This window comes from Saccharomonospora azurea NA-128, assembly GCF_000231055.2.
GTDB classification, from domain to species: domain Bacteria; phylum Actinomycetota; class Actinomycetes; order Mycobacteriales; family Pseudonocardiaceae; genus Saccharomonospora; species Saccharomonospora azurea.
In genome coordinates this window covers 3,353,716-3,365,828 of sequence record NZ_CM001466.1, presented here as the reverse complement: position 1 = coordinate 3,365,828, position 12,113 = coordinate 3,353,716, and the positions used below count along the sequence as shown (strand labels likewise).

Annotated in this window: 11 protein-coding genes; all 11 read right to left on the bottom strand. The window is 68.7% G+C overall.

The features are described from left to right. Window positions 1-270: 270 nt before the first annotated feature. Entirely contained in the window at window positions 271-1,311 is a 1,041-nt protein-coding gene (locus tag SACAZDRAFT_RS15450) for a hypothetical protein (RefSeq protein WP_005443209.1), read from the bottom strand. 66 nt (window positions 1,312-1,377) lie between these two features. After that, a complete protein-coding gene (locus tag SACAZDRAFT_RS15445) occupies window positions 1,378-2,136 on the bottom strand; it encodes a hypothetical protein (protein WP_005443208.1) in 759 nt (252 codons plus the stop codon). 57 nt (window positions 2,137-2,193) lie between these two features. Next, window positions 2,194-3,456, bottom strand: a complete 1,263-nt coding sequence (locus SACAZDRAFT_RS15440; RefSeq protein ID WP_005443206.1) for an MCE family protein — start codon at window positions 3,454-3,456, stop codon at window positions 2,194-2,196. Continuing rightward, a complete protein-coding gene (locus tag SACAZDRAFT_RS15435) occupies window positions 3,456-4,658 on the bottom strand; it encodes an MCE family protein (protein WP_005443205.1) in 1,203 nt (400 codons plus the stop codon). The genes SACAZDRAFT_RS15440 and SACAZDRAFT_RS15435 overlap by 1 nt, the downstream gene beginning before the upstream one ends. Further along, on the bottom strand, window positions 4,655-5,836 hold the full coding sequence (locus SACAZDRAFT_RS15430; RefSeq protein WP_005443204.1) for an MCE family protein: 1,182 nt from the start codon (window positions 5,834-5,836) through the stop codon (window positions 4,655-4,657). Before SACAZDRAFT_RS15430 ends, SACAZDRAFT_RS15435 begins: the two co-directional genes overlap by 4 nt. After that, a complete protein-coding gene (locus tag SACAZDRAFT_RS15425; RefSeq protein ID WP_005443203.1) occupies window positions 5,833-6,819 on the bottom strand; it encodes an MCE family protein in 987 nt (328 codons plus the stop codon). Before SACAZDRAFT_RS15425 ends, SACAZDRAFT_RS15430 begins: the two co-directional genes overlap by 4 nt. Beyond that, entirely contained in the window at window positions 6,816-7,847 is a 1,032-nt protein-coding gene (locus tag SACAZDRAFT_RS15420) for an MCE family protein (RefSeq protein WP_005443202.1), read from the bottom strand. Before SACAZDRAFT_RS15420 ends, SACAZDRAFT_RS15425 begins: the two co-directional genes overlap by 4 nt. 25 nt (window positions 7,848-7,872) lie before the next feature. Then, window positions 7,873-9,195, bottom strand: a complete 1,323-nt coding sequence (locus SACAZDRAFT_RS15415; RefSeq protein ID WP_005443201.1) for an MCE family protein — start codon at window positions 9,193-9,195, stop codon at window positions 7,873-7,875. Continuing rightward, the gene (locus SACAZDRAFT_RS15410; protein WP_005443200.1) at window positions 9,192-10,031 is read right to left on the bottom strand and encodes an MlaE family ABC transporter permease; all 840 of its coding nucleotides are present in this window, start codon (window positions 10,029-10,031) and stop codon (window positions 9,192-9,194) included. The genes SACAZDRAFT_RS15415 and SACAZDRAFT_RS15410 overlap by 4 nt, the downstream gene beginning before the upstream one ends. A 3-nt stretch (window positions 10,032-10,034) precedes the next feature. Beyond that, on the bottom strand, window positions 10,035-10,829 hold the full coding sequence (locus tag SACAZDRAFT_RS15405; protein WP_005443199.1) for an MlaE family ABC transporter permease: 795 nt from the start codon (window positions 10,827-10,829) through the stop codon (window positions 10,035-10,037). Next, complete coding sequence (locus tag SACAZDRAFT_RS15400; RefSeq protein WP_005443198.1) at window positions 10,826-11,995, bottom strand: ABC transporter ATP-binding protein; 1,170 nt, start codon at window positions 11,993-11,995, stop codon at window positions 10,826-10,828. The genes SACAZDRAFT_RS15405 and SACAZDRAFT_RS15400 overlap by 4 nt, the downstream gene beginning before the upstream one ends. Between the last annotated feature and the right edge of the window lie 118 nt (window positions 11,996-12,113).

Genomic DNA, 12,113 nt, shown 5'->3' with positions numbered 1-12,113 from the left:
GGTGTTGCCGACCATCCTAGCTACCGCAAGAGGGCAGCCTGAAAGTGGGCAGCGCAAAGAAGCAGTCTAGCCCGCAATAGGAGAGTTGTCGAGGGGACCCACCCGATCGCGCGATGATCTTCCGCGATGGTGGCCCAGCCTCGGCTTCGCCTCTCCTCCTCGTGTCCCCGACCCGCCTCCCGCAAGGCGCGCCGTGTTGCCTGTAAGCGTGAACCCCCGGGGACGCTGAGTCAAGCGTCCGTCAGTGGTTGACCACCGGTTGGCGCAGCGTCAGTTACCCTCCGTCGAATCCTCTGCCTGCGACGATGATGGTTCGGCGCCGGTCGGAGCCGACCCCGATTGAGTGCCGGACCGAGCGGAACCGTAGGTGTTCAGGTCGGAGACCTTCCACGTGCCGTCCCGCCGTTCCACCTCGAACCACAGAGCCGCCGGGCCGCCCATCGGTTGATCGTTGCCGGCCCGGGTCGCCACTTGATCAACGTAAACCATGACCCTGGCGCTGTCGTCATCGAGGACCACCACTCCGCTGCGCACCGCCGTGGTGGTGACGACGATCTTCTGCTCGGCGGCCTGCTCACGATACTCGCCCATGAGGCGGTCGTACGTCGCCCTCACCTCGTCGCTGCCGAGGAAGCGTTCGGCGGCCCGCTCGGTCTTGTCGAGATCCTTGTAGTTGACCGACATCAACTGCTCGGCGGCGTCCTCGACGACCTGCTTCACCTCGGTGGTCGAGGCGACGTCGACCAGCGCCGTGTTGGTGACGAGACCCGAGACCTCGCTGTGCTTCATCTTGAAGAACACGGCGAGCCCGGCGAGGACGAGCGTGGCCGCCAGCAGCGCGCCCAGGACCGGGTAGCCGACGCGGCGGGTGCCCTTCGCGGTTTCGGTCGAACCGGCTCCGGAGGACCCGGCGGAGACGGTGTCGGCCGTCCGGTCGGTCCGGTCGGTGACATCGACCTGCTCGGCGTCGATCGGCCGCTCCGTGCCCCGGTCGCGCACCTTGGCCCTCGGACTCGGCCGGGCGGGTTCGGGCTCGTCGGGCTCCTCCCCCGCCGCCTCCTGTGCCGGCTCGGGTTCGGGGCTCGGCGAGTCCGCTTCCTCGACTCGCTCGTCGTCCTCCGCGCGCTCCGGGGCCTCGCCGAGCGCGTCAGGCCGGTCGGGCGTCTCGGGAGAGGTTTCGGTGGGCTCGGCCGGCTCGGGGGACTCGGTGGCCCGCTTCGTCGGGGACGGCTTGCGCAGTCCCGCGACCCGGGGACGACGGGAGGGCGACGGCGGCTGTGCACCGAGGTTGCGGCGCCGGGAGGGTGGCATCGGGTCTCCTGACTGGGTCGTGCGTTGCGGGAGGGTAAGGCGGAAGGCAAGGCGGGGCGAGCCGGCTCAGCCGCTGGCGCCGTACTCCACCGGCGAGATGCCGGACACCTTCCACGCCTGCTCCGACGAGCCGTCGGAGTCGGCGCCGCCTCGATCGCGTTCCAGGTGCAACTGCATGCGCAGCGTCTTCGTCCCGCTGTCCTTCTCCTGCGTGATGGTGAGCTCCACGACGGCCAGGGCGAGCGCCTTGCCCTCGTGGACGTTGAGCTCCTCCACCGCCACGTCCGCGACCTGCGCGTCGACCGTGGTCTTGGCCTGGCTGATCGCTTCGCGGTACTGCTGCTCGGTGGCCTCGATCTCCTTCAGCAGGTCGCCGGTGGCGATCTCCTTCTGCCGCCGGAAGTACTCGTCGGGCTGCTCGGAGTCGAGGCCGGTGAACGCCACCACCGCCGTGCCCGCCGCGGCGACCACGGCCTCGCGGGACTCGGCGATCCGCACGTCGTCACTGTCCGCGGCACGGCGCCACATCTCGCCGAACACGACGGCGACCACGAGCGACGCCAGGGCCAGCGCCAGGCCCAGGAACACCAGGACACGGGACGGACCCGACCGCGGGGTGCGCGCGTCGTCCACGTCGTCGGGCTCGGTCCGCTCCGCGTCGTCGGTCTCGGACGGATCAGCCGGGTCGGCCGAATCGACGCTGCCGTCCGTGTTCTCGTCGGCACGCGACTCGACCTCGGTGGTGTCGCTGTCGTCACGCCCGGTGTCGGCGGCCGGGGTGGTGTCCTGCTCGTCCGGCTCCGGCCGCTGCTCGTCCGAACTCATGGCGCTCCAGACTAGGTCGGGGTGGGTGTTGTCGGGGTGAACGTGGTCGGGGCTGGTTCAGTCCTCCAGGCCCACGAGCTGCCGCAGCGAGGTGATCGAGAGGCCTTCGCTGTCGGCGAGGCCGAGTGCGCCGCGCCGCAGCGACTCCAGCTGCTCCGAGTCCCGGTTGCTGTTGGCCCGCACCTGGTCCTCGCTCGGCACCACGGGCACACCGTTGAAGGGCGCGTTCTGCGAGCCGCGGACCGCGATGGGGCTGCCTTCGGGTTCGGCACAGTACGCGTCGGCGTAGTGCCCGCGTTCGTCGGTCTCGTTGCCGGGGCGGTAGTCGTCCGGGGGACGGTAACCCTTGGTGCAGGCGGGCGGGTTGAAGAGGTTCAGCACGAGCCCCAGGTGTGCCGTGCCGTCGCCGGGGGTCACGCTGTACGCGCCCGCCGCGACGACGGGGTAGCTGACGAACGCCTGCTCCAGCCCGTCGAGCCGGGTGACGAGCACGTTGGACGTGGTGAGCAGGTTGGCCACCAGGTCGCTCAGGCCGGGCCCGGACTCCGCGAGTACCTCGCTGACGGTGGTGGCCGCCTCGGGGGCGGTGGCGATGAGCTTGCGGAGGTCGCCGTCGGAGTCCTTCAGCGTCTGGGACAGATCCTTCAGGTCGGAGCTGAACGAGCGCATGTGCGTGCTCAGGTCGTTCTGGGTGGCCAGCACGGTCGAGCCGTCCTCCAGCAGCCGCACCGTCTGCGGCAGGTACTCCTTCGCGACGCGGGTGAACTCGCCGGTGGTGTCGAGCAGCACCTGCAGGTCGCGGCCGGTGCCGCGGAAGCCCTGGTAGGCCTCGTCGACGACCGTGCGCAGCGACTCGGTCGGCACCGAGGACGCCAGCGCGTCCAGGTCGGTGATGATCTTCTCGGCCGGGACGGGTGTGGTGACCCTGTCGGCCGGGATCACGTCGCCGTCGGCGAGGAAAGGCCCGTCATCGGTGACCGGCCGGAGGTCGATGTACTGCTCGCCGACCGCCGAGCGGTTGGCGACCGCGACGTGCAGGTCGCGCGGCACCGGCGGCGCGTCCGCCTCGATCCGCAGGGCGGCCGACAGACCGTCGCGGGTGAGGCTGAGCGGACCGACCTCGCCGACGTTGAAACCGCGGTAGGTGACCTCCGCGCCGGTGAAGATGCCCCCGGACTCGCTCATGTGGAGGTGGACGGTGTAGCCGCCCGAGCCGAACGTCTTCTCGACGTCGGTGAAGCGCACGAGCGCGTAGCCGATGGCCAGGACCGAGATGACGAGGAAGGCGACGAGTTGGATCCGGGTCTTGCGGACGAGCATCAGCGAGCACCTCCCACGATGGAGTCGAGAAGCCCGCCGAGACCGCTCTCGCCGCTGTCCTGCCCTTGAGTGCTGTACGGGTCGTCGCCCGGGATCGGCAACACCGACGAGGTGTCGTCGGAGTCCGTCTCGCGGGGGTTGGTGAGGTCGCCGACGATCGGCAGGCTGTGCAGCGGGTTCTGCCTGCTGCGCCCGAGGTTGGCGAGGATCTCCTTCAGGTTGAGATCCAGTTCGAGGTAGAGGTTCATGTAGTCGCCCTTGACTCCCTCGGCCGCCGCGTCGGTGAACGGGTAGGTGAGCATCAGTTCGAGGGCGTTCGGGAGGTCGGACCCGGCCTCCCCGAGCTTGCGCAGGACCGGGAGAAGTGCTTCGAGGTTGGCGACGAGGTCCTCCTGCCCGGCATCGACGGTCTCGACCGCCACCTCGGACAGGCCGTCGAGCGCGCTCAGCATGTCGACGAGCTGGTCACGCTGGCGTTCGAGCACCTCCAGCCCGGGGCCGAGGTCCTCGACGGCGACGGCGATCTTGTCGCGTTGCGAGTTCAGCGTGGAGGACAGCCGGTTGAGCGCGTCCAACGCGGTCGTGATGTCGCTGGACTGCTCGTCGAGCGCCTTCACGAGTTTCTCGGCGTTGCGCAGCAGTGACTTGATGTCCGGAGCGTTGCCCTCCAGGGCCGCGTTGAGCTCCTTGGTGATCGTGTTGAGCTGCTCGACGCCACCGCCGTTGAGAAGCATGGACAGCGCGCCCAGCACCTCCTCGACCTGGACGCTGCGGTTGGTGCGCTCGATCGGGATGAGGTCGCCGTCGGCGAGGGTGCCGCCGCCGGCGTCGGTGCCCTCGGCGGGTGCGGCGAGCTCGACGTACTTCTCACCGAGCAGGCTGGACTGGCGCAGGTTGGCGATGGCGCCCGCGGGTAGCCGGACGTCGCGGTTGACGGCGAGCACCACCTCGGCGGTCCACCCGTCCTCGGCGAGCTTCACCTCCTCGACGGCGCCGACGGGAACCTCCCCCACCCGCACTCCCGCCTTGGGCACGAGGTCGAGGACGTCGCGGAAGTGCACGCGCACGGTGTACGGGTCGTCGCCGAGGTCGGCGCCTCCGGGCAGTGGGACGTCGTAGACGCCCTGGTACCCGCTGCACCCGGCGATGACGAGCAGCGTGGCCGCGCTCGCGGCGGCGATGCCCGCGCGAAGCCGCCTCATCGGTCACCTCCACCCGTGATCTGTCCGACCAGCGGAAGCGGCAGCGGCGGCAGCTCGCCCTTGTTCAGCGAGTTCACGCTCTCGGCCAGCGACGGGAGCGGGACGGCTCCCTCCAGGACTCCGCTCAGCTTCGAACACAGGCCGCCGAGCGCGTCGAGTGCCTTGGGCGTCTGCTTGAGCAGACCGCAGACCATGGCGATCGGGGGTTCGGTCAGCTCGTTCATGTTCGGCCGGGCGTCGAGGGTGCCCGACGCGGCGTTGTAGGTGTTGGCGAGGTTGCCGAGCGCGAGTGGCGCGATGTCGAGCGTCTCCGCGAGCGCGGCCCGCTGTTCGACGAGCACCTCGGTGACGTCGGCGAGTTTGTCGACGTTGGACTTCACGCGATCGTGGTTGTCGGTAAGGAACTCGTCGACGATCTCCAGCGTGGTGCCGAGTTCGGCGACGGTGGCCGACAGGTTCTCGCGCTCGTCGGCGAGGAATCCGCTGACCTGGGCGAGCTGCTCCTCGAACCGGCGCACCTGCCCGTCGCTGTCGGCGAGCGTGCCGGACAGCTTGGCGAGGTTCTCGACGGTGACGAACAGGTCCTCGGAGTTGCCGGACAGCGTGCCCGCAGCCTGTCCGAGCTTGGTGATGGTCTGGTTGAGCGCCTTGCCGTTGCCGTCGAGGTTCTCGGCGGCCGTGTCGAGGAGGTCCGACAGGGAGCCGTCCGCGTTGGCGCCGTTCGGTCCCAGCGCCTCGGAGACGCGGCTGAGGCTCTCGCCGAGTTCGTCGATCTCCAGCGGGACGGCGGTGCGCGTCAACGGGATCACGGCGCCGTCGGCGAGTTCGTCTCCCTCCGTGTGGGCCGGGGTGAACTGCACGTAGCGGTCGGAGACCAGCGAGGGCGCGACGAGGATCGCACCCGCGTCGGCGGGGACGGAGAACTTCCGGTCGTAGGTCATCTCCACCCTGACGCGGTCGCCCTCCGGCTCGACGGAGACCACCTCGCCCACCTCGACGCCGAGGATGCGGACGCTGTTGCCCTCGTAGAGGCCGATCGCCTCGGTGAAGTACGCGGTGACGTGCTTGGAGCCCGCGTCCTTCAACGTCCACCACAGCGCGCCGGCGACCACCAGGCCGAGCACGCAGGCGGCGGCGATTCCGCGGGCGAGCTTTTGCCCGAAGCGGGTGTCGGTCATCGCGCGTTGCACCCCTCTTCGTTGAGCGGTCCGATGCTCGGCAGCAGCAGGCCGCAGATGTAGTTGTCGAACCAGCGCCCGCTGCCGATGGTGTTGTTGAAGACGCGCACGAACGGCGCGAAGTTCTCGATGCCCTGCGACAGCGAGTCCTGGTTGCGCTCCAACATGTCGGTGAGCTTGTCGAGCTGCGCGAGCACCGGCTCCAGTTGTTCGTCGTTGTCGTCGACCAGCCCGCGCAGCTGTTCCGACAGTTCGCGCGTGCCGGTGAGCATCGCCCGGATCGCCTCCTCGCGGGCGGAGAGTTCCTCCAGCAGCGCGTTGCCGTCCTCGATGAGGGTGGCGAGTTCGCCGTCGCGGTCGGCGAGGGTCTGGCTGACCTGCCGGGTTCCGTCGAGGAGTTCGGCGAGTTCGGCGTCGCGCGAGGCGATGGTGTCGGACAGCTCGGACAGGCCTTCGAGCGCCCCGCGCACGTCGTCGGGGGTGTCGGCGAAGGTGTCCGACAGGACGTCGAAGCTCTCGGCCAGCTGGTCGACGTCGATCTCGTCGACCGTCTCGGAGAGGTCGCGGAACGCCTCCAGGACGTCGTAGGGCGCGGCGGTGCGGTCCAGCGGGATCGTGTCGCTGGGATCGAGGGTCTCCTCGCCGCGCGGATCGAGCGCGAGGAACTTCTGTCCCAGCAACGTCTTGATCTTGATGGCGGCGGTGGTGCGGTCACCGAGCCACGCGTCGGAGACCTTGAACGACACCAGCACCTTCGCGCCGTCGAGTTCGATGTCGGTGACCTCGCCGACCCGCACCCCGGCGATGCGCACCTCGTCGTCGGTCTGCAAGCCGGCGGCCTCGCTGAACTCGGCGCGGTAGGTGGTGCCGCCGCCGATCAGCGGGAGGTCGTCGGAGTTCAGCGCGGCGAGCGTGCCCAGCAGCATCAGCGTGATCCCGACGAGCGCGATCGGAATGGGGTTGCGGTGGGAGAACTTCGTCATGACAGGCACCGGCTCCGGTTCGCGGGCAGTAGCGGCAACGACACCGGCTGGTCACCGAGTCCGGTGATGCTGATGTTGCCCTTCGCTTCGCACAGGAAGAAGTTCAGCCACGAGCCGTAGTCCGCTGTGGACGCGAGCCGGCTCGTCTTCCTCGGCAGGTACTGGATGAAGTGCTCGACGACTTCCTCGGAGTCGTTGAGGTTGCCCGCGAGCTCGCCGAGCGCGTCGATGTCCTCGCGCAGGGGTTTGCGCGCCTCGTCGAGCAGACCGGCGGTGGTCTTGGTGAGGTCGCCGATCGCGTCGATCGCCTCGCCGATGGGTTCGCGGTCGCTCGCGAGTCCCGACACGAACTGCTGGAGCCTGCCGATCAGCTGCGACAGCTGGGGGGTGCGTTCGTTCAGGGTGTGCAGCACCTGGTTCAGGTTGTCGATGACGTCACCGATGACCTGGTCGCGCTCGGCGAGCGTCGTGGTGAGCGACGCGGTGTGCGCGAGCAGGCTCTCCACGGTGCCGCCCTCGCCCTGGAGCACGCGGACGATCTGGTACGACAGCGTGTTCACGTCCTCGGGTGACAGCGCCCGGAACAGGGGCTTGAAGCCGTTGAACAGCTCGGTGAGGTCGACGGCGGGCCGGGTGTTCTCCAGCGGGATCGTGCCACCCGGCTCCAGGACGCCCTGCGACCGTCCCTGACCGCGTTCGATCGAGAGGTAGCGCTGGCCGACGAGGTTGCGGAACTTGATGGCCGCCACCACGTTGTCGGGCAACCTCCGACCGCTGTCCAGTTCGAACTCGACCTCGGCGATCCTGCGGTCGACGATGCGGACGTCGGCGACCTTGCCCACCCGGACACCGGCGATACGCACCTCGTCGCCCGCGAGCACCGACGTGGCGTCGGTGAACCGGGCCTTGTAGGTGTCGGTGTCCGACGTGCCCACGTTCGCGATGCTGAATCCGAGCATGGCGGTGAAGACCACGGTGGTGACGACGAAGACACCCAGCTTCAGAAGCGGCGCCCAGAGCCCCTTCACGCGATCACCTCCCCGACCGGCGTGTTCATTCGACCGTCACCTCCGCGCCCCGGTACAGCGGCGCCACCAGCAGCGAGCCCCACTCGGGCACCTGGGCGGGGTCCAGGCCGACCCTCGGGCCCACGAGCTGGGCCACCAGCGCGTGCTCGCCCGCGGTGTTGGCCGGGTTGCCCGCCGGGGCGGCACCGCCTCCGGCCGAGTCGTTGAGCCCGTTCCCCGACGTGCGCGCCGCGGGCGGGTGCACCGTGCCGTCCCGCAACGGGCCGTCCGGTGGATGCTGCGGGAACGGGTCCGGGTACTCGTCCATGGCGTAGCAGCGCGGCCCGCGCTTGTCCCCGTACTCGGGCTCGTCCTGGCCCGCCTTGTACGGGCCCCGGTCCACGGTGATCTCCAGCGTCGCGTGGAGGCCGGGCTTGTTCGTGCCCTTGCCGAACGACTCGTCGATGCGCGGCACGAGCTCGGCCATCTGCCCGAGGAAGCAGGGGTAGGACGGCGCGTACTTCGCGAGCAGCTCCGCCGTGGGACGTGCCGTCTCGCCGAGACTGATGAGGTTGGACTGGTTCGCGTCGAGGAACGTGTCGAGATCGCTCGACGCCGTCGTCACCGTGCGGTAGAGCGTGTCGAGGTTGAAGCTCTGTTCGACCACGGTGCGGCTCGTGGTGGTCAGGTTGTCGAGCGTGGTCAGCAGGTCGGGCGCGACGTCGGACAGCGTGTCCGAGAACTGGGCCAGCTCGCGCAGGTTCTCCTGCAGCTTGGGCACGTGCGGGTTCAGCTCGCTCAGGTAGTCGCCCAGTTCGGACAGAGTCCGCCCGAGCTGCTCGCCTCGGCCCTCCAGGGCGGTGGAGATCGCCGACAACGTGCTCGACAGCTTCTCCGGTTGCACGGCCTGCAACACGGGCAGCAGGTTGTCGAGCGCCCGGTCCAGCCGCACAGCCTCCTCGGTGCGGTCCTGCGCGATCACATCGCCGTCGACGAGGCTCGACATCGACGGCTGCTCGGGGATCTCCAGGTCGACGTAGCGCTCACCGAACAACGTCTTCGGCAGGAACCGCGCCGACACGTTCGCGGGCACCAGCTCCGCGTGCTCCGGGTCGAGCTGCAACACCAGCTCCGTCCCGTCCGGCGTCGCCTGGATGTCGCCGACGCGGCCGACGATCAGTCCCCGCACCTTCACGTCGGAGTTCGGCGCGAGCTGGTTGCCGATCTCGTCGGCCTGCAGCCGCACGGTCACGTGCTCGCTGAACGCCCGGTTGTAGATGGCCACACTCAGCGCGATACCGCCGACCAGAACGCCCACCAGCAGCAGGCCGAGCAACCTGCGACGAACCGTCGCCCCTGTCGAGCTCATCCCGCGATCCTCACCGTCGTGTCGGTGCCCCAGATGGCGAAGCCGATGAAGAAGTTGACCACCGCCACCGTCACGATCGACAGCCGGACGGCCCGGCCCACCGCGATGCCCACACCGGCGGGCCCACCGGAGGCCCGGTAACCGTAGTAACAGTGCATCAAAATGATCAGAACGCTGAAGATCAGCACCTTGACGAACGAGTAGAACACGTCCTCCGGCGGGAGGAACATGTCGAAGTAGTGGTCGTACGTTCCCGCCGACTGCCCGTAGAGGTGCACGACCACGGTTCTCGAGGCGAGATACGAACTCAGCAACCCGATGACGTACAGCGGGATCACGGCCACGAACCCGGCGATGATGCGCGTCGTCACGAGGTACGGCAGGCTCGGCACCCCCATCACCTCCAGGGCGTCGACCTCCTCGGAGATCCGCATCGCGCCGAGCTGCGCGGTGAAACCCGCGCCCACCGTCGCCGACAACGCCAGTCCCGCCACCAGAGGGGCGATCTCCCGCGTGTTGAAGAACGACGTCAGAAAACCCGTGAACGCCGACGTGCCGATGGAGTCCAACGCCGAGAAGCCCTGCAGTCCGACGAGGACACCGGTGAACAGGGTCAGCCCCACCATCACGCCCACGGTGCCGCCGATCACCGCCAGCGAACCGGAGCCGAAGCTGACCTCGGCGAGCAGCCGCAACACCTCACGGCTGTACCGGCGCACCGCCCTCGGCGCCCACGCGAGCGCGCGCAGGTAGAACGACATCTGATCGCCGAGCAAGTCCAGTGTCGTCAGTGGACGGTTGAGGAAGTTCTTCGCATTCTGGGTCAAACGGGCCATGAGTCAGTCCAGCTTCGAGGGAACGAGCTGCAGGTAGATCAGTGTGATCACCGTGTTGACCACGAACAGCAGCAGGAACGTGATGACGACCGACTGGTTCACGGCGTCGCCGACGCCCTTCGGTCCGGGCGGCGGGTTCAGGCCCCGGTACGCGGCGACGACCGCGGCGATGAAACCGAAGATCAGCGCCTTGATCTCACCGATCCACAGGTCGGACAGCTGTGCCAGCGCCGAGAAGCTCGCCAGGTACGCACCCGGTGTGCCGTCCTGGAGCACGACGTTGAAGAAGTAGCCGCCGAGCACCCCGATGACGCTCACCATGCCGTTGAGCAGCACCGCGACGAACATGCACGCGAGCACCCTCGGCACCACGAGGCGCTGCACGGCTGACACGCCGAGCACCTCCATCGCGTCGATCTCCTCGCGGATGGTGCGCGCGCCGATGTCCGCGCAGATGGCCGACCCGCCCGCGCCCGCCACGAGCAACGCCACCACGAGCGGGCTCGCCTGCTGCACGGTCGCCAGCACGCTGCCCGCCCCCGTGTACGACTGCGCGCCCAGCTGCTTCGCGAGCGAGCCGAACTGCATCGAGATGACCGCGCCGAACGGGATCGCCACCAACGCCGTCGGCAGGATCGTCACACTGGCGATGAACCAGGCCTGCTGGATGAACTCCCGAAACTGGAACGGGCGTTGGAACACTCCACGCGCCACGTCGAGTCCGAGCGCGAACAAGCGCCCGGTCTCGCGGAGCATCCCGGCACCGGGCATCCTGGCCGTCGAGGCCGGAGAACTCATAGGTTTCCTTGCTGGTGCGGAGGTAGTCGGCGGGTCACGTCGGGGCTCGCGTCGGAGCCCGGCGGAAGCGGCTGGGTCCAGTCGGAGTCCGGGATGCGCGCCACGTCACCGGTCGGCAGCGTGCCGCGCTGCGCACCCACCAGGTCGCCGCGCGACCGAGCACTGTGGACGCCGTAGTGACGCTGCTCCTCCGGCGACAACGACGCGATGATCGACTCGCGCGCGGCCTCCGGCAACGTGTGCAGAATGCGCATCACGCGGTCCTTACGACGCCGCGCCCCCTGCCGCTCCGGAAGGCCGGGAGTCGGCTGCAACTGCGGGGGCACACCCGCGATCTCCTCGACTCCGCCCGCGTGGTGACCGGCCTCGAACATCGCGCGTTCCGCCGCCAGCGTCGCCGAGTCCTTCTCCTCCGACATCCCGATCGGCCCGTCCATGCGGCCGTTCAGGAACTGCTTCACCGCGGGCTCCTCGCTGGTGAGCAGAACCTCGCGGGGACCGAACATCACCAGTTCCTTGCGGTACAGCATCCCGAGGTTGTCGGGCACCGTCCGCGCCAGGTTGATGTTGTGGGTGACGATGAGGAACGTGGCGTCGATCTGCGCGTTGACGTCGATGAACAACTGGGAGATGTAGGTCGTGCGCACCGGGTCCAGACCGGAGTCCGGTTCGTCCACGAGAATGATCTCCGGGTCGAGCACGAGCGCCCTCGCCAGACCCGCACGCTTGCGCATCCCGCCCGAGATCTCCCCCGGCAGCTTGCGCTCCGCGCCCGAAAGCCCCGTCATCTCCAGCTTCTCGAACACGATCCGCCGGATCTCGGTCTCGGACTTCTTCGTGTGCTCCCGCAGTGGGAAGGCGACGTTGTCGTAGAGGTTCATCGAGCCGAACAGCGCGCCGTCCTGGAACAGCACCCCGAATAACTTGCGGATCTCGTAGAGCTTGCGCTCCGAACATCGCACGATGTCCACACCGTTGATGACGCACTTGCCTCTGTCCGGTTTCAACAGTCCGATCATGGACTTCAGGAACACGGACTTGCCGGTGCCCGACGGCCCGAGCATCACCGACACCTCGCCGGGAGGCAGGTTCAGCGTGACGTCACGCCAGATGGTGTGTTTGCCGAAGGACTTGCTGAGCCCTTCGATGACCACCTCGGCACCCATCGCACCTCCCGGACGTGATTTCGTGGCGCGTCAACAACGTGCAACGAGTCGAAGGCGCGCGGGTTACTCACCGGTTGTCCCAGGCGGGCGCGCCCGTGGTGTGCAGCACACTAACCCA

What these genes read in the sequence shown, in the direction of transcription:
- SACAZDRAFT_RS15430 (WP_005443204.1), bottom strand. Translation starts at nt 5,836, where the DNA reads ATGACCGACACCCGCTTCGGGCAAAAGCTCGCCCGCGGAATCGCCGCC.
- SACAZDRAFT_RS15425 (WP_005443203.1), bottom strand. Translation starts at nt 6,819, where the DNA reads ATGACGAAGTTCTCCCACCGCAACCCCATTCCGATCGCGCTCGTCGGG.
- SACAZDRAFT_RS15440 (WP_005443206.1), bottom strand. Translation starts at nt 3,456, where the DNA reads ATGCTCGTCCGCAAGACCCGGATCCAACTCGTCGCCTTCCTCGTCATC.
- SACAZDRAFT_RS15405 (WP_005443199.1), bottom strand. Translation starts at nt 10,829, where the DNA reads ATGAGTTCTCCGGCCTCGACGGCCAGGATGCCCGGTGCCGGGATGCTC.
- SACAZDRAFT_RS15445 (WP_005443208.1), bottom strand. Translation starts at nt 2,136, where the DNA reads ATGAGTTCGGACGAGCAGCGGCCGGAGCCGGACGAGCAGGACACCACC.
- SACAZDRAFT_RS15435 (WP_005443205.1), bottom strand. Translation starts at nt 4,658, where the DNA reads ATGAGGCGGCTTCGCGCGGGCATCGCCGCCGCGAGCGCGGCCACGCTG.
- SACAZDRAFT_RS15410 (WP_005443200.1), bottom strand. Translation starts at nt 10,031, where the DNA reads ATGGCCCGTTTGACCCAGAATGCGAAGAACTTCCTCAACCGTCCACTG.
- SACAZDRAFT_RS15400 (WP_005443198.1), bottom strand. Translation starts at nt 11,995, where the DNA reads ATGGGTGCCGAGGTGGTCATCGAAGGGCTCAGCAAGTCCTTCGGCAAA.
- SACAZDRAFT_RS15450 (WP_005443209.1), bottom strand. Translation starts at nt 1,311, where the DNA reads ATGCCACCCTCCCGGCGCCGCAACCTCGGTGCACAGCCGCCGTCGCCC.
- SACAZDRAFT_RS15415 (WP_005443201.1), bottom strand. Translation starts at nt 9,195, where the DNA reads ATGAGCTCGACAGGGGCGACGGTTCGTCGCAGGTTGCTCGGCCTGCTG.